The organism is Arthrobacter sp. 01T414 (genome assembly GCF_056398965.1).
The window spans coordinates 181,996-198,593 of the sequence record NZ_JBFTQK010000002.1; the positions used below are offsets into that span (position 1 = coordinate 181,996).

General features: G+C 68.0%; 12 protein-coding genes. 8 read left to right on the forward strand and 4 right to left on the reverse strand.

The window, feature by feature from the left end; genetic code table 11:
- Window positions 1–7 precede the first annotated feature (7 nt).
- The 4 genes from rpoZ to AC1DK9_RS06340 all read left to right on the forward strand — a co-directional run bounded on the left by rpoZ (window position 8) and on the right by AC1DK9_RS06340 (window position 5,265).
- Complete coding sequence (rpoZ, locus tag AC1DK9_RS06325) at window positions 8–271, forward strand: DNA-directed RNA polymerase subunit omega (protein ID WP_138769242.1); 264 nt, start codon at window positions 8–10, stop codon at window positions 269–271.
- A gap of 26 nt (window positions 272–297) precedes the next feature.
- Window positions 298–1,578, forward strand: coding sequence for a bifunctional phosphopantothenoylcysteine decarboxylase/phosphopantothenate synthase (locus tag AC1DK9_RS06330; protein ID WP_476915349.1), 1,281 nt, complete (start codon window positions 298–300; stop codon window positions 1,576–1,578).
- A gap of 79 nt (window positions 1,579–1,657) precedes the next feature.
- A complete protein-coding gene (gene metK, locus AC1DK9_RS06335) occupies window positions 1,658–2,893 on the forward strand; it encodes a methionine adenosyltransferase (protein ID WP_476860600.1) in 1,236 nt (411 codons plus the stop codon).
- A 176-nt stretch (window positions 2,894–3,069) separates the two neighbouring features.
- The gene (locus AC1DK9_RS06340; RefSeq protein ID WP_476915350.1) at window positions 3,070–5,265 is read left to right on the forward strand and encodes a primosomal protein N'; all 2,196 of its coding nucleotides are present in this window, start codon (window positions 3,070–3,072) and stop codon (window positions 5,263–5,265) included.
- Window positions 5,266–5,343: 78 nt separating this feature from the next.
- Here AC1DK9_RS06340 and AC1DK9_RS06345 read toward each other — a convergent pair whose 3' ends face one another.
- The 4 genes from AC1DK9_RS06345 to AC1DK9_RS06360 are packed head-to-tail and all read right to left on the reverse strand — an operon-like array spanning window position 5,344 to window position 9,240.
- Window positions 5,344–6,423 carry a glycosyltransferase family 4 protein gene (locus AC1DK9_RS06345; protein WP_476915351.1) on the reverse strand — a complete coding sequence of 360 codons (1,080 nt, stop codon included), beginning with the start codon at window positions 6,421–6,423 and terminating at the stop codon, window positions 5,344–5,346.
- Window positions 6,420–7,349 carry an alpha/beta fold hydrolase gene (locus tag AC1DK9_RS06350; RefSeq protein WP_476915352.1) on the reverse strand — a complete coding sequence of 310 codons (930 nt, stop codon included), beginning with the start codon at window positions 7,347–7,349 and terminating at the stop codon, window positions 6,420–6,422. The genes AC1DK9_RS06345 and AC1DK9_RS06350 overlap by 4 nt, the downstream gene beginning before the upstream one ends.
- A 10-nt stretch (window positions 7,350–7,359) precedes the next feature.
- Window positions 7,360–8,229 carry an aldo/keto reductase gene (locus tag AC1DK9_RS06355; RefSeq protein WP_476860604.1) on the reverse strand — a complete coding sequence of 290 codons (870 nt, stop codon included), beginning with the start codon at window positions 8,227–8,229 and terminating at the stop codon, window positions 7,360–7,362.
- A 48-nt stretch (window positions 8,230–8,277) separates the two neighbouring features.
- Window positions 8,278–9,240 carry a sugar-binding transcriptional regulator gene (locus AC1DK9_RS06360; protein ID WP_476915353.1) on the reverse strand — a complete coding sequence of 321 codons (963 nt, stop codon included), beginning with the start codon at window positions 9,238–9,240 and terminating at the stop codon, window positions 8,278–8,280.
- 125 nt (window positions 9,241–9,365) lie between these two features.
- Between AC1DK9_RS06360 and AC1DK9_RS06365 the strand changes: the two genes are divergently transcribed.
- The 4 genes from AC1DK9_RS06365 to leuS all read left to right on the forward strand — a co-directional run bounded on the left by AC1DK9_RS06365 (window position 9,366) and on the right by leuS (window position 16,553).
- Window positions 9,366–11,174, forward strand: a complete 1,809-nt coding sequence (locus AC1DK9_RS06365; protein ID WP_476915354.1) for a glycerol-3-phosphate dehydrogenase/oxidase — start codon at window positions 9,366–9,368, stop codon at window positions 11,172–11,174.
- A 156-nt stretch (window positions 11,175–11,330) separates the two neighbouring features.
- Window positions 11,331–12,083 carry an MIP/aquaporin family protein gene (locus AC1DK9_RS06370; protein ID WP_476860607.1) on the forward strand — a complete coding sequence of 251 codons (753 nt, stop codon included), beginning with the start codon at window positions 11,331–11,333 and terminating at the stop codon, window positions 12,081–12,083.
- Window positions 12,084–12,166: 83 nt separating this feature from the next.
- The gene (gene glpK / locus AC1DK9_RS06375) at window positions 12,167–13,681 is read left to right on the forward strand and encodes a glycerol kinase GlpK (protein WP_476860608.1); all 1,515 of its coding nucleotides are present in this window, start codon (window positions 12,167–12,169) and stop codon (window positions 13,679–13,681) included.
- Between the two features lie 343 nt (window positions 13,682–14,024).
- Window positions 14,025–16,553 (forward strand): leucine--tRNA ligase, encoded by a 2,529-nt coding sequence (gene leuS, locus AC1DK9_RS06380; protein ID WP_476915355.1) that lies wholly within the window; start codon window positions 14,025–14,027, stop codon window positions 16,551–16,553.
- Window positions 16,554–16,598: the final 45 nt, after the last annotated feature.

Genomic DNA, 16,598 nt, shown 5'->3' on the forward strand with positions numbered 1-16,598 from the left:
AGAATTCGTGTCCACGAACCTTGAAGGCATCATCAACCCGCCGATCGACGAGCTGCTGAAGGCTGCCGACTCGAAGTACGGACTGGTGATTTTCGGTGCCAAGCGCGCCCGGCAGATCAACGCCTACTACGCCCAGCTGCACGAGGGCCTGTTCGAGTACGTCGGCCCGCTGGTCGACACCAAGCTGAACGAAAAGTCGCTGTCCATCGCCCTGCGCGAGATCAACGAAGGCAAACTCGTTTCCACGCCGATCGAAGCCGCCGCAGAGTAACAACTCTGCTGCCTGACGGAGGTCACGTGCGCATAGTCCTCGGAGTCGGGGGAGGGATCGCCGCCTACAAGGTGGCATCGCTCCTCCGGCTTTTTACTGAAGCCGGCCATGACGTCACCGTCATTCCCACCGAGGCCGCCACCCGCTTCGTCGGCGTGGCCACCTGGGAGGCACTCTCCGGGCACCCGGTGAGCAACAGCGTGTTCGACGAGGTGCACACGGTCAACCACGTCCGGCTCGGACACGAGGCGGAGCTGATCGTGGTGGCACCGGCGACGGCGGACCTGCTGGCCCGTGCTGCCTCCGGCCAGGCCAACGACCTGCTGACCAACACGCTGCTGATGGCTGGCGGGCCGGTCCTGATGGCCCCGGCCATGCACACCGAAATGTGGCGCCACCCGGCGACCCAGGCCAACGTCGAAACGCTGCGCAACCGCGGGGTCACTGTGCTCGAACCCGCCACCGGCCGGCTGACCGGCGCTGACTCCGGCCCGGGCAGGCTGCCCGAACCCGAGGCGATCTTCGCCGCAGCGCTGGCCCTCGCCGGCGCTCCGGCGGTGCCCAATACCCCCGAGCTTCCGACGTCGGACACGGCCCTTCCAGCCGCAGCGCACCAGAGTCTTGCCGGGCTCACCGTCACCATCAGCGCGGGCGGCACCCGCGAACCCCTGGATCCGGTCCGTTTCCTGGGCAACCGGTCCTCCGGCAAGCAGGGCGTGGCGCTGGCCGCCGCCGCGCGCGACGCCGGTGCCCGCGTCCGGCTGCTCGCCGCACACATGGACGTCCCTGCCCCGGCCGGCGTCGACGTCGTCAAGGTGGAGACCGCGCTGGAACTGCGCGAGGCCGCCCTGCACGCGGCCGCCGACTCCGACGTCGTCATCATGGCAGCCGCCGTGGCGGACTTCCGCCCGGCCGATGTCTCCGGCACCAAAATCAAGAAGCGCGACGACGTCGCCGATCCGGTGATCTCGCTGGTCCGCAACCCGGACATCCTCCGTGAGCTCGTCGAGGTCCGTGATGCGGCCTCCCGCAACCAGCTGATCGTGGGCTTCGCAGCCGAGACCGGCGACGCCGAGGGCGATGTCCTCGAGTACGCCCAGGCCAAGCTGCGCCGCAAGGCTTGTGACCTGCTGGTGGTGAACCAGGTAGGCAAGGACCAGGTCTTTGGCCAGGACAGCAACTCCGTAGTCATCCTTGCGAGGTCCGGCTCCGAACCCCAAGAGGCGTCGGGTTCCAAATCCGACGTCGCGGCTGCCGTCATTGACCGCATCAGCGCCGAGTTAAGCCGGGTTGTCCCGCCCGCATAAGCGCTGGCGTAATCAAGGTCTCCTTAGTAGGGGGACACACGCCGCCGGACGTCCGTTTTCCAACCAGTAAGGTAGTTGAGTGACTTTACCGCTGCACATCCCAGACTTCCACGGGTCCACGCCCGCTTCGCTCCGGCTCTTCACGTCCGAGTCGGTGACCGAAGGACACCCCGACAAGATCTGTGACCAGATCAGCGATTCGATCCTCGATGCCCTGCTGGCCAAGGACCCGGAGTCCCGCGTCGCCGTCGAGACCCTGGCCACCACCGGTCTGGTCCACGTGGCCGGCGAAGTCACCACGGACGCCTACGTCGAAATCCCGCAGATTGTCCGCGAGACCATTCTGGGGATCGGCTACGACTCCTCTGCAAACGGCTTCGACGGCGCCCGCTGTGGCGTGTCCGTCTCCATCGGCCAGCAGTCCAACGACATCGCCGGTGGCGTGTTCAACTCCCTGGAAGCCCGCGAAGGCCGCCAGGAAGACGACTACGACCTGCAGGGCGCCGGCGACCAGGGCATCATGTTCGGCTACGCCAGCGACGAGACTCCTTCCTACATGCCGGTCCCGATCTGGCTTGCGCACCGGCTCTCCGAGCGGCTCACCGAGGTCCGCAAGTCGGGCCAGCTGGGCTACCTGCGTCCCGACGGGAAGACCCAGGTCACTGTGGGGTACGACGGCGACCGTCCCGTCTCGGTCGAGACCGTCGTGATCTCGAGCCAGCACGCGGAAGGCGCCAGCCTGGACCAGCTCCGTGCCGACCTCGCCGAGCACGTCGTCGACCCGGTTATGGCCCTGTCCAACCTGGACACCTCCCGGTCCCGCAACATCCTGAACCCGGCCGGCGCCTTCGTGATCGGCGGCCCGGTGGGAGACGCCGGCCTGACCGGCCGCAAAATCATCGTTGACACCTACGGCGGCATGGCCCGGCACGGCGGCGGCGCCTTCTCGGGCAAGGATCCGTCCAAGGTGGACCGCTCGGCCGCCTACGCCATGCGCTGGGTCGCCAAGAATGTGGTGGCTGCCGGTCTCGCCAAGCGCGCGGAAATCCAGATCGCCTACGCAATCGGCCAGGCCCGTCCGGTGGGCACCTACGTGGAGACGTTCGGGACCGAAACCGTCGACCCGGCCCGGATCAGCGCCGCGATCGCCGAGATCTTCGACCTGCGCCCGCGCGCCATCATCGACGCGCTGGACCTCAAGCGTCCGATCTACGCCAAGACGGCCGCGCACGGCCACTTCGGCCGCGAGGAGCCTGACTTCACCTGGGAACGACTCGACCGGGTGGACGAGCTGAAGGCGTTCTTCAACGCTTAAGCTTTGGCCAAACGTGCCGGACGTCGGAGCCCTGGGACGTCGGCGTTTTTGAATGTCAGAGCTCTGTGATGTGCTGTAGCCAGGCCGCCGAACGGCGGCCTGGCTACAGTTTTAAGATTGATCGATAGCCCGGCCGCTGATGCGTCCGGGGAGGGCGCCGAAGGGAGGCAGGAACCGTGACGCCACCTCGCTCTGCCGCCGCGCCGGAGGAGCCGCTTCAGCTTTCGCTGCTGCACGGCTTCCCCGCTTCCGCGGCCGCGTCCGGGCCCGCCCTGGCCGCTGACCTCCCGGTGGCCCGGGTGCTGCTGGAATCGTCCCTGCCGCATCTGGACCGGCCTTTTGACTACAGCGTTCCGGCCGAGCTGGATGCCGCCGCCCAGCCGGGCGTCAGGGTGAAGGTCAAATTCAGCGGCCAGGAACTCGCCGGCTACCTCCTCGAACGCGCGGCGGCGTCCGACGCCGGCCACCCGCTGGTGCCGCTGTACAAGGTGGTGTCCCCGGTACCGGTGCTGATTCCGGCCGTGGCCGAACTGGCCGGGAGGGTCGCGGCGCGCTACGCCGGCACCGTCAGCGATGTCCTCCGGGTGGCAGTCCCGCCGCGGATGGCCAAGCTGGAAAAGGAGTTTGCCCCCGACGGCCGGTTGGACCCGCAGCTTTTCGCCCACGGCGAAGGCGGGGAGAGCGACAGCGGGGCAGGCGGGGCCAGCAGGTCCGCTGCTGAGCAGCCCGTGGCGCCGTCTGGCTGGGCGGACTACCACAACGGCCCGGCGTTCCTCCAGCACCTGGGGGCGGGGGAGTCGCCCCGTGCCGCGCTGAGCGCCCTGCAGGGGTTTGGTCCCGGCAGCTGGCCCCGGCTCGTCGCGGAAGCCGTTGCCGCCGTCCGCCGTTCCGGCCGCGGCGCCGTCGTCGTGGTGCCGGACTACCGGGACTTGGACCGGGTCGAGGCGGCCCTGCTGGAAGTCCTGCCGGCCGGCGACGTCGCCCGACTCACTGCCGACGACGGCCAGACCCCGCGCTACCGCAGCTTCCTTCGGATCCTCAGTGGCGCCGCGGGGGTGGCCGTGGGGACCCGCTCCGCCGCCTACGCGCCGGTGCAGAACCTTGGCCTGGTGGTGTGCTGGGACGACGGCGATGACCTGCACATTGAGCAGCGTTCCCCGTACGCGCATGCCCGTGAAGTCCTGCTGCTCCGGGCGGCGCACGAAGGTGCCGCGTGCCTGCTGGCCGGGCACGCCCGCAGCACGGAGTCGCAACGTCTGGTGGAGTCCGGGTGGGCCTGGCCGGTCGAGGCGGATCGCTCGGTGATGCGCCGGACCGTCCCGCGCGTCGTGAACACCGCCGACAGCTTTGAGCAGGAGCGGGATCCGCTGGCGCGGATCGCGCGGTTGCCCGGCGCCGCCTGGCGCGCAGCGAAGGAGTGCCTGGAACGTGGTCCCGTCCTGGTCCAGGTCGCACGGGCCGGGTACGCGCCGTCGCTGGCCTGCGAACGCTGCCGGGAGCCGGCACGCTGCACCGCTTGCAATGGCCCGCTGGCAATTTCCGGGCCCGGCGGCAGCGCCGCGGTGCCCGCATGCCGCTGGTGCTCCGCGGCCTCCCCGGACTGGCACTGCGTGCATTGCAACGGCGTCCGGCTCCGGCGGGGCGCCACCGGTGCGCTGCGCACGGCGGAGGAACTGGGCCGGGCGTTTCCGGGAAAACCCGTCATTACCTCCTCCGGCGACCGTGTCCTGGCCACTGTGCCTGACACCAAGTCCCTTGTGGTTGCAACGGTGGGCGCCGAACCAGTGGCAGCAGGCGGTTACGCGGCCGCGCTGCTGCTCGATGGCGACTCCCTGCTGCGCCGGGAGAACCTCCGGGCGGGGGAGGACGCCGTCCGGCGCTGGTTCAACGCCGCAGCCTTGGTCCGGTCGGCCTCGGACGGCGGGCTCGTGGTCATCACGGCCGAGGACGCCGCCGGCGTCGGAGCCTTGCTGCGCTGGGACCCGGCAGGGTACGCCGGGCGCGAGCTGGCGTTGCGGAAAGAGCTGTCGCTGCCGCCCGCGGTCCGGATCGCGTCCGTCACCGGCGGCCGCACCGCCGTCGGGCACTTCACCGATGCTGTGGGGCACGCGCTGGCGAAACAGGCCATCGTGCTGCGCTCGGCCGGGCCGGCACCGCTGCCCGGAGCTGGGTCCGGAGCTGGGTCCGGAACATCGAAGCCGGGTGCCGGTGCGGAGCGGCACGGCGGCGAGGATGTCCGGACGCTGCTGTTCATCCCGTACGCGGAAGCCGCCGAGGCCACCAAGGCCCTCCGCGCGGTTAAGGCCGCCGCAGCCGCCAAGCGCACTGACGACCCGGTCCAGGTGAGGCTCGACGGCGTCGACGTGCTCTAGGGGCGCCGTTTCGACGGTTGCCTGTGCCATAGACGCTTCCGCGCGTCGAACTGGCAGGGAAGCAGCGAAATGGCGGGGCTACCGGCGCTTCCGGAGCGCTACGGCCTCCTCGGCGGCGGCCAGCAGGCGCTTCGCGGAGGCATCCCAGCTGAACTCGCCCGCACGCTGCACGGCCCGGCCGGAACGCTGCTTCCAGAGCTCGGGCTGCTCAAGTTCCCGTACCGCGGCGGCAAATGCGGACGGCGAGTCCGGTTCTACGTAGCTGACCGCGTCCCCGCCCACCTCGCGGAAGATTGGAATGTCGCTGGCGATGACCGGCGTCCCGTGGGACATGGCCTCCACCAGGGGCAGGCCGTAGCCCTCGGCCTTGGAGAGGCTGACCAGCGCCGTGGTGCGGGCGAGCAACTCCTCATATTCGGCATCCGTTACGCCGTTGTGGAATACAATATTGGCTCCTGCCGGGGCCAGCGCCTCCAACTCGGCCCGGCGCTCGGGCGTGATCCGGCTCAGCAGGTGCAGGGTCATCTCCGGCAGCTCCGCCATGCCCTTGATCAGGGTCTCGACGTTCTTGTACGGCATGAAGGAACCCATGTAGAGCAGCGACTTGTCGGCGCCGGCGCCGGGGTCTCGAGGCGTCAGTCCGGGCTGCGGGGCGTTGCCGACGATCCGGACCGGCCGCTTGGTCAGCCGGTACTTGGCCATCAACGATTCGGTGGTGGAGCTGATGGTTGCCACGACGTCGGCCCGGTTCAGCAGGACGCGCTGGGGCCAGAACGCCTTGTGGTATAGCCGCCAGAGGACGCGGACCGGGGCCGGAAGGAACCCGGGAGGGGCCGGGTGTTCGTAGTAGATCAGGTCGTGCAGGGTCAGGACCAGGGCGTACTTGCGGCCCCAGCTGCCCATCGTCTGCATCGGGCAAACCACGACGTCGGCCCCGAGCGGGTTGACTTTGGCGGCCACGAAGAGCTCGGCCGGGGAGAGCGGGCTGTTTATCAGGGTGTACGGCACGTCCGGCAGCAGTGCCAGCTGGCGGGTGTCGCTGATCAGCATGGAGACGTCGGCGATCTTGGCGGTCGCGGCGATCAGGCTGGCACCGTACCGGCTGATGCCGTCGTGGTGGTCGAGCCTGGTGAAGCGGGCGTCAATGAGGATTTTCACGCGGTGCGGTCCTTCAGGAAGCGTCGGATGAAGCCCGCGGCGGGCTCCGGGGTTTCGTAGTGGATCAGGTGCCCGACGCCGGGAATGACTTCGAGGGTTCCGTCCGGGAGCAGCGGGAGCAGCTTGTGCTGGTCGGGGAGGGTGGCGATCTCGTCCTCCTCGCCGGCCACCAGCAACACCGGCAGCTCCAGTCGCGGCGCCACCTCGGCCACGTTGCTGCCCACCGAGGCCTTGAAGGCCTCAAGGAGGCTGTCGCGGTCGGCGAAGGCGGAGAAGTAGGCGCTGTGCTGGTCGTGGACGAACCGACGGAGCGCCTTGTCCTGGGTCTTGGCCATGGTCTCACTCATCACCCGGACGATCAGCTGGTTGCGCAGCAGGGCGTTCCCGAGTCCGCGGGGGAGCCGGGCGGCGGCCTCGTAGTACAGCACCGCGGCTTTGGTCATGAGGCCCTTGGGGCCCTCCAGCGCGGGCGCGGCGATGGGGTTGATCAGGACCAGTTCGGCGACGGCGCCGGGATGGTCCGCCACGAAGTGGCTGGCGATGATGGAACCGAAGGAGTGGCCCAGCAGCACGGTGTCCGGTCCCAGCCCGAGCGCGGCCATGAAGTCGGCGATGAAGCTGCTGTAGCCGCTGACGCTGTGGCCGCCTGCCGGGAACGCTCCGGAGGCGCCAAACCCCGGCAGGTCCGGCATGATGAGGCGCATCTCGGGGAGCTGGTCGACGACCCGGAGCAGGCCGTGGTGGTCGCCGCGGAAGCCGTGGATGACCAGGATGGTCCGCGTGTCGGCGGTCTCTTCGAGCGGCTCGTAGCTCCAGTAGGCGACGCGGGTGCCGTTGAGATCCACCGCGGAGGCGTTGCTGCGCGTTTCGAGTTCGGCGCTAAGCAAGGGAGGCAGGGGGGAAGGCTCGGTGGCCACGGGTTCCATTCGTTCGGTCCTAGTTGACGTCGTCGGGGTTCGAGCCGGTGCGGAATCCGCGCTCCAGGCCGGCCAGGGCCTCCAGGTCCGCGGCGCCGAGGCTGAACCCGAAGATGTCGTGGTTTTCGCGGATCCGGGCGTAAGAGCTGGCCTTGGGGATGACAACGTTGCCAAGCTCCAGGTGCCAGCGCAGGATGATCTGGGCGGCGGTCCGGCCGTGCGCCTCGGCGAGCTCCAGCACCATCGGATCCTGCAGCACCTGGCCTCGGCCCAGGGGGCTCCAGGCCTCGGTGGTGATGCCGAGCGTGGCGTGCAGGGCCCGCAGCTCAGCCTGCTGGAGCCAGGGATGCAGTTCAATCTGGTTGACCGCGGGCACGACCTCCGCGCCCTGGAGCAGGCGGTCCAGGTGTGCGGGCTGGAAGTTGGAGACCCCGATGGCCCGGACCTTCCCTTCGCGGTAGAGCGTTTCGAGCGCGCGGTAGCTCTCCGTGAAGAGTCCGCGCCGGGCGCACGGCCAGTGGATCAGGTACAGGTCCACGTATTCGAGTCCCAGCTTGGCGATCGAGGTGTCGAAGGCCCGCAGCGTCGCATCGTAGCCCTGGTCGTCGTTCCAGAGCTTGGTGGTCACGAAGAGGTCCTCGCGGGCGAGTGAGGGGTGCAGCTCGCCCGATCCGCCGGAAGACGCGTTGAAGGCGGACAGGGCGCCGATGGCCTTCCCGACGCCCGTCTCGTTCCCGTACATGGCGGCGGTATCGAAGTGCCGGTACCCGGCCTCCAGTGCCATGGTCACGAGCCCGGCGGCGTCTTCGGGCGGAACCTTGTAAAGCCCGAACCCGAGGCGGTCCATCATCACACCGTTGTTCAGCGTCAGCCGGGGGGAGATTCTCATAGCAACGACTCTACCCATTCCGGCGGCCCGGCCGCGGGTGCCGGGCCGTCAGGACAGTCCCTCGGAACTGACCAGCCGGCGGGCGCTGGCTTCGTCGAGGATCAGGTCGGTGGCCAGGCCCGCGGCGAGCGCGCCGCGCAGCCCGTTAATCTTGGAGGCACCGGAGACCACGCAGATCCGGCGCCGTACCTGCCGGAGCTGGGCGAGATCCGGTCCGGTGGAGCGTTCGTTGAGCGTGATGCCGTCGGAGGAGCCGTCCGCGCGGAAGAACACCGTGGCGACGTCGCCGACGACGTCGGAACTCGCCAGGACGCTCAGGTCGTCCTCATCGAGGTAGCCGCCCGCGTAGACGTGGCTGGGGTAGTCGGCGTCGACCGATCCCACGCCGAAAATGGCGATGCTCATCCGGGACTGCAGTTGCAGGATCCGTTGCACACTGCGTTCATTCCACATGGCCTTCTTGGTCGCGGCGTGGTCGAAGAACGCCGGGACCGGGAACTGTTCCACGCGCGCTCCGTAGGCGCTGCCGAAGCGCCRCATGATGTCCGAGGCGTAGGTGATGCCCGTGGTCTGCATGTTCCCGGCTCCGTTGAGCTGGACGATGATGCTGTCGTGCGTGATCTTCCGGGTCAGGTGCCGGCTCACCGCGCTCAGCGTGGAACCCCATGCCACTCCGATGATCGCGTTCGAATCCACGAGCGGGCCTATGGTGCGGGCGGCCTGCATCGCTACGCGGTCCAGTGTTTCGGCCTCGTTGAGGGTATCCACCACCGGGACGACGTGTACGTCGACCTTGTACTGGGCGCGGATCATGCTGGCGAGCTCGGGGCCGGTGTCCAGCGGGCTCCGGATCTGGATCTGCACGAGTCCGGATTCCCGGGCTGCCGACAGCAGCCGGGAGACGGTCGAGCGGGACGTCCGGAGCTCGCGGGCGATCGCGTCCATCGTCAGGTCTTGGAGGTAATACAGCTGGGCGGCCCGAAGGGCGTCGGACTGGCGGCTTGGTGACATCGGAGATCCAATCTGCACGTTTGTGCATAGTGCTTGACTCCATTTTCCATTAGTCCAAAGAATAGTGTTGAACGGCGGCGGGCCCAGCGGGCGCGCCGCACAGCACCAAGCCCCAAGGAGCAGTTTTGGGAAACAAGGTTTCATCCGGCAATCCGGCGTCGAATACCCAGCGCACGTCCGTGCAGCAGTTGCGGAACCGGCCGCACGCACAGGTGCTCATCATCGGCGGTGGCATCAACGGAGTTGGAACCTTCCGTGACCTGGCCCTGCAGGGCGTCGACGTTGCCCTCGTCGAACGGGGCGACTTCTGCCAGGGCGCCAGCGGCGCCTCGTCTCACATGATCCACGGCGGCATCAGGTACCTGGAAAACGGCGAGTTCCGCCTCGTCCAGGAGTCCGTCGTCGAACGCAACCGGCTGCTTCGCATCGCTCCCCACTACGTAAAGCCGCTGCAGACCACCATCCCGATCTTCAGCACCTTCTCGGGCATCCTGGCGGCGCCGCTGCGGTTCCTGACCCACAAGCAGGGGAAGCACACCGAGCGCGGCGCTTTCCTGATCAAGCTGGGCCTGAGCATGTATGACTTCTTCTCCCGCGACGGCGGCACGGTGCCGCGTCACCAGTTCCGCGGCCGCAAGCGCGCCCTGGCCGAACTGCCCCGGCTGCACCCCGGCATCAAGTACGCCGCGACCTACTTCGACGCCTCCGTGCACAACCCGGAGCGGCTCACCCTGGACGTGCTCCAGGACGGCGAGAAGGCCGGCGAGGCGGGCGGCAACGGCGCCCGCGCCAGCAACTACCTCTCCCTGGTCTCGATGGGCGGCGCGGCCGGAAACGGCGCCGCGGCTGCCGGGGCGAAGGGCGGCACGGTCCAGCTCCGGGACGAACTGACCGGCGAGGTCTTCGATTTCAGCGCCGACGTCGTGGTCAACACCACCGGCGCCTGGGTGGACCTGACCAACCAGGCCATGGGCGCCGCGTCGGCGTTCATGGGCGGCACCAAGGGATCGCATATCGTCCTGGACCACCCGGGGCTGCTCGAGGCATGCCAGGGCCGCGAAATCTTCTTCGAACACACCGACGGCCGGATCGTGCTTATCTACCCGATGGGTGACCGGGTCCTGGTCGGCACCACGGACATCGACGCGGACATGGCCCAGGACGCCGTCTGCACCGACGCCGAGATCGATTACTTCTTCGACCTCATCGGGCACGTCTTCCCGGACATCGCGGTGGACCGTGAGCAGATCGTGTACACCTTCTCCGGCGTTCGTCCGCTGCCCCGGCACGACGCTACGCAGCCGGGCTTCGTCAGCCGCGACTACCGGATCGAGCGCCGCGGACCCGCCAAGGGCGCGGCACCGAAGGCCGGCGACGGCGCCGTCGTGCTCAGCCTCGTGGGCGGCAAGTGGACCACCTTCCGGGCCCTCGCCGAACACCTCAGCAACGACGTCCTGGCCGAACTCGGCATGGAACGGAAGGTCTCAACCGCCAAGCTTGCCATCGGCGGCGGGGCCGGCTTCCCCGACTCTGAGGAAGGCGTCCAGCGCTGGATCAAGGCCCATATGACGGCCGGCCGCGACGCTGACCGGACCGCGGTCCTGCTCACCCGTTACGGCACCCGCGCCGAGGACGTCATGGCGTACCTCGACGCCGGGGCGGACCGGCTGCTGCACTCCACCCGGGAACTGAGTGTGCGGGAGCTGGAGTTCATGGCGCGCAACGAACAGCTCGGACACCTGGTGGACGTACTGATCCGCCGCACCTCGCTGGCCTTCAGGGGCCTTGTCACGGGCGAGTTGCTGAACGAGGTCGCCGAAATTCTTTCCGGACCGCTGGGCTGGGACGCGGCGACGCGGACCGCCGAGATCAACCACGCCCAGGAGGTGCTCCAGCGGTTCCACGGCGTCCAGGTACACAGCCTGGTCGCCTGATAGCTTGCGTGTCCGGACGGGTTTGTCCGGGTGCAAAGACTGCGGGGTTTCCCCCGGGAATCCCCGCAGTGGCCGGCCGGCAGCGCGAAACCGCTGCCGGCCCAACGGCCCTTCAAACTCGCGAAGGGCTGACAACAGAAAATAGAGGAGTCAAAGATGTCTCTTGGAATAGTTTTCCTGTCCGAAGTATTCGGCACCGCAATGCTGACCCTGCTGGGTTGTGGCGTTGTGGCCAACGTCGCGCTGAAAGGCACGAAGGGCAACAACGGCGGGTTCCTGATGGTCACCTGGGGATGGGGCATTGCCGTCTTCGCCGGTGTCTTCGTTGCAGCCAAATCCGGGGCGCACCTGAACCCGGCCGTCACCTTCGGCCTGCTGCTCAACGGCAAGAAGGAGTACGCCCCCGGTGTCGCGGTCGACTTCGGCTCCACCCTTACCTACTTCGGCGGGGAACTGCTCGGCGCCTTCCTGGGTGCCGTCGTGATGTGGCTCGCCCACAAGCAGCACTTCGACGTTGAGCCCGAGCCCGCCTCCAAGCTGGGCGTGTTCTCCACCGGCCCCGCGATCCGCTCCACCCCGTGGAACCTCATCACGGAAATCATCGGCACCTTTGTCCTGGTCTTCGTCATCCTGACCTTCGGCGGGACCCCCTCCGGACTCGGCCCGCTGGCTGTAGCCCTGTTGGTTGTCGGCATCGGTGTCTCCCTTGGTGGCCCCACCGGCTACGCCATCAACCCGGCCCGTGACCTTGGCCCCCGCATCGCCCACGCACTGCTGCCGATCAAGGGCAAGGGTTCCTCGGACTGGAGCTACTCGTGGATTCCGGTTGTCGGACCGCTGGTTGGCGGCGGCCTTGCCGGCATCGTGGCAGCCGTGGTGCCGATCATCGCGACCGCGGCGGCTTCCTAGTCCTGCCGGACCGCACCTGCTGAACCAAAACCGCTCGAATCGCATCAATTCAACCGCCAGGCCCAACAGACAAGGACGTCAGCATGAACCAGTATGTAATCGCCATTGACCAGGGAACCACGAGCACCCGCGCCATCGTGTTCGACCACAGCGGCAACATCGTTTCCTCCGGCCAGATGGAACACGAGCAGATCTTCCCGCAGGCAGGATGGGTGGAGCACGATCCCGCGGAGATCTGGAACAACACCCGCGAGGTCATCGCCTCTGCACTGTCCAAGGCCAACCTGACCCGCCACGACATTGCCGCCGTCGGCATCACCAACCAGCGCGAAACCGCTGTGGTCTGGGACAAGACCACGGGCAAGGCCGTCTACAACGCGATCGTCTGGCAGGACACCCGCACCCAGGCGATCGTCGATGAGCTGGCCAAGGACGGCGGCCCGGAACGCTTCAAGCAGAAGGTGGGCCTGCCCCTGGCGACCTACTTCTCCGGCACCAAGATCAAATGGATCCTGGACAACGTCGAGGGCGCCCGCGCCAAGGCCGAGGCCGGCGACCTGGTCTTCGGCAACACTGACAGCTGGGTGCTGTGGAACCTCACCGGCGGAACGGACGGCGGCGTGCACGTCACCGACGTCACCAACGCTTCGCGGACGATGTTCATGGACCTCGACACGCTTTCCTGGGACCAGGAAATCCTGGATGCGTTCGGTGTCCCGGCCTCGATGATGCCGGCCATCAAGTCCTCGTCCGAGGTGTACGGCACGGTGCACACCTCGCAGCTGCTGCGTGAAGTTCCGGTCGCCGGCATCCTGGGTGACCAGCAGGCGGCTACCTTCGGCCAGGCTGCCTTCGACACCGGCGAAGCGAAGAACACCTACGGCACGGGCTGCTTCCTCATCTTCAACACCGGTGAGGAAATCGTCCACTCCAAGAACGGGCTGCTGACCACCGTCGGCTACAAGCTTGGTGACGCCAAGCCGCACTACGCCCTGGAGGGGTCGATCGCTGTCACCGGTTCGCTGGTGCAGTGGCTGCGCGACAACCTGGGCATGATCAGCAGCGCCCCGGAAGTTGAGACCCTGGCCGCTTCGGTCGAGGACAACGGCGGCGTGTACATCGTTCCGGCCTTCTCCGGCCTGTTCGCACCGTACTGGCGCTCCGACGCCCGCGGCGCGATCGTCGGCCTGACCCGGTTCGTGAACAAGAACCACATCGCCCGCGCGGCCCTGGAGGCCACCGCCTTCCAGACCCGCGAGGTGCTCGACGCCGTCAACGCCGACTCGGGGGTTCCGCTGACGGAGCTGAAGGTCGACGGCGGCATGGTCGCCAACGACGCGCTGATGCAGTTCCAGGCGGACATCCTGGGCGTGCCCGTGATCCGGCCGAAGGTCGTCGAGACGACCTCGCTCGGCGCAGCCTACGCCGCCGGCCTCGCCGTCGGCTTCTGGAAGGACCTCGGCGAGTGCTCGGCCAACTGGTCCGAGGACAAGCGCTGGGAACCGCAGATGGATCAGGCGGAGCGTGAGCGCCAGATGCGACTCTGGAAGAAGGCCGTTACCAAGTCCATGGACTGGGTCGACGAAGACGTGAAGTAAGACCCAGCCTCTGTCGAGGGAGGCCGCACCCGCCCTGCCCGCTTCGCGGTGCCCACCACACCCTGGCGGGGTGCGGCCTCCCTCTCCAGTGCGTCCTGCTTCAGCCGCTCGTGGCGACTACGGTGAGGGGTTTGTGGGTGCGCTAGAGTAGTCGTATGCGTGCGATCCTCCTGCTTAGTTAGCCGCCCGGCATCCCGGTGAAGACCGGATTGCCGAGCGGCAGCCCCTCCGTGTCGAGGGGCTTTTGTGTGTCCGGGACATTTACCGGCCCGCAGCAGGGGACCAAGGGATCAGGCGGGATAGTCCTGATCCGACAAGATCGAAAGAACAGAAGAGGCCAGCAGTGAGCGTTCAGCCGGAGACAGAGACCGGAACAGCAGCAGCCGCCGCGAGTGAAGGCCCCGAAGAGGGCGCCTACAGCTTCGCCGCCATGGAGGCCAAATGGCCGCAGGTCTGGGAGGACCTCAAGGTCTTCACGCCCCTGGACGACGGCTCGAAGGAACGCCGCTACGTGCTGGACATGTTCCCGTACCCGTCCGGCGACCTGCACATGGGCCACGCCGAAGCGTTCGCGATGGGCGACGTCGTCGCCCGCTACCTGCGCCAGCAGGGATTCGACGTGCTGCACCCGATCGGCTGGGACTCCTTCGGCCTGCCGGCGGAAAACGCCGCCATCAAGCGCAACGCGCACCCCAGCGAGTGGACGTACGCCAACATCGACACCCAGGCGGCATCCTTCAAGCGCTACGCCATCTCCGCGGACTGGTCACGCCGGTTGCACACCTCGGATCCCGGCTACTACCGCTGGACCCAGTGGCTGTTCAAGCGCTTCTACGAGCGCGGACTGGCCTACCGCAAGAACTCCCCGGTGAACTGGTGCCCCAAGGACCAGACCGTGCTGGCCAACGAGCAGGTCGTCAACGGCGCCTGCGAACGGTGCGGCACCGCCGTGACGAAGAAGTCCCTGAACCAGTGGTACTTCAAGATCACCGACTACGCCGACCGGCTGCTGGACGACATGGACGAACTGCGCGGGCACTGGCCCGAGCGGGTCCTGGCCATGCAGAAGAACTGGATCGGCCGATCCGAGGGCGCCCACGTCAACTTCGTCGTCGAGGCCGACGGCGGCAAGCCCGCCAAGGACGTCACCGTCTTCACCACGCGCCCGGACACCCTGTACGGCGCGACGTTCTTCGTGGTCGCAGCCGACGCGCCGATCGCCGTCGAACTCGTCACCGAGGAACACGCCGCGGCCCTGGACGCCTACCGCGAGCAGGTCAAGGCGCTGTCCGAGATTGAGCGCCAGTCCACCGAGCGGGAAAAGACGGGCGTTTTCACCGGCCGCTACTCCATCAACCCGTTGAACGGCGAGAAGCTGCCGGTCTGGGCCGCCGACTACGTGCTGGCCGACTACGGCACCGGCGCCATCATGGCCGTGCCGGCCCACGACCAGCGCGACCTGGACTTCGCCAAGACCTTCGACCTGCCCGTGCGGGCAGTCCTGGACACCGGTGAAGAAGACCCGGCAGTGTCCGGCACGGCGACCACCGGCGAGGGCACCCTGATCAACTCCGGTGCGCTGGACGGCCTGCCCAAGGCCGAGGCTATCCCGGCCGCCATCGCGATCCTGGAGCAGCAGGGGACCGGGGAGAAGTTCGTGAACTTCCGCCTGCGTGACTGGCTGCTGAGCCGGCAGCGCTTCTGGGGAACCCCCATCCCGATCATCCACTGCCCGGCCTGCGGCGAAGTCCCGGTTCCGGACGACCAGCTGCCGGTGACCCTGCCGGAGGACCTGCGCGGCGAGGACCTGTCCCCGAAGGGCACCTCCCCGCTGGCCGCCGCGGAAGCCTGGGTCAACGTCGAGTGCCCCAGCTGCCACGGCCCGGCCAAACGAGACACGGACACCATGGACACCTTCGTGGACTCGTCCTGGTACTTCCTGCGCTTCGTTTCGCCCGACTACACCGAGGGCCCCTTCGATCCGGCCAAGATCAACGACTGGATGCCGGTCGGCCAGTACGTCGGCGGGGTGGAGCACGCCATCCTGCACCTGCTCTACGCCCGCTTCTTCACCAAGGTCATTCACGACCTGGGCCTGATCGAGGCCGACGAGCCCTTCAAGGCGCTGCTGAACCAGGGCCAGGTGCTCAACGGCGGCAAGGCGATGAGCAAGTCCCTCGGCAACGGCGTGGACCTGGGCGAGCAGCTGGACAAGTTCGGCGTCGACGCCGTGCGCCTGACCATGATCTTCGCCTCCCCGCCGGAGGACGACGTCGACTGGGCGGACGTCTCGCCGTCGGGCTCCGCGAAGTTCCTGGCCCGCGCCTGGCGCCTGGGCCAGGACGTCACCAGCGAGCCCGGCGTCGATTTCGCCGCCGGGGACCGTGCCCTGCGCACTGTCACCCACCGCACCATCGCCGACGCGCAGGCGCTGCTGGACCACAACAAGTTCAACGTCGTGGTCGCGAAGCTGATGGAGCTGGTCAACGCGACCCGCAAGACCATCGACAGCGGTGCAGGCGGCGCAAACCCGGCCGTCCGCGAGGCGGTCGAGGCCGTAGCGGTCATCCTGAGCCTGTTCGCGCCCTACACCGCCGAGGACCTGTGGAACGTGCTGGGACACCCGGCCTCGGTGGCCAATGCCGGTTGGCCCACGCACGACGAAACCCTGCTGGTACAGGACACGGTGACCGCCGTGGTCCAGGTCCAGGGCAAGGTGCGGGACCGGCTCGAGGTGTCCCCGGGCATCTCCGAGGACGAGCTGCGCGAACTGGCGCTGGCCTCGGAGAACGTTCAGCGCGCAATGGACGGCCGCGGAATCCGCACGGTGATCGTGCGGGCACCTAAACTGGTCAACATCGTTCCGGCCTAGCCGGACCAGCCGTTCGTGAACCGGCCGCCGGCAAATGCCGGCGGC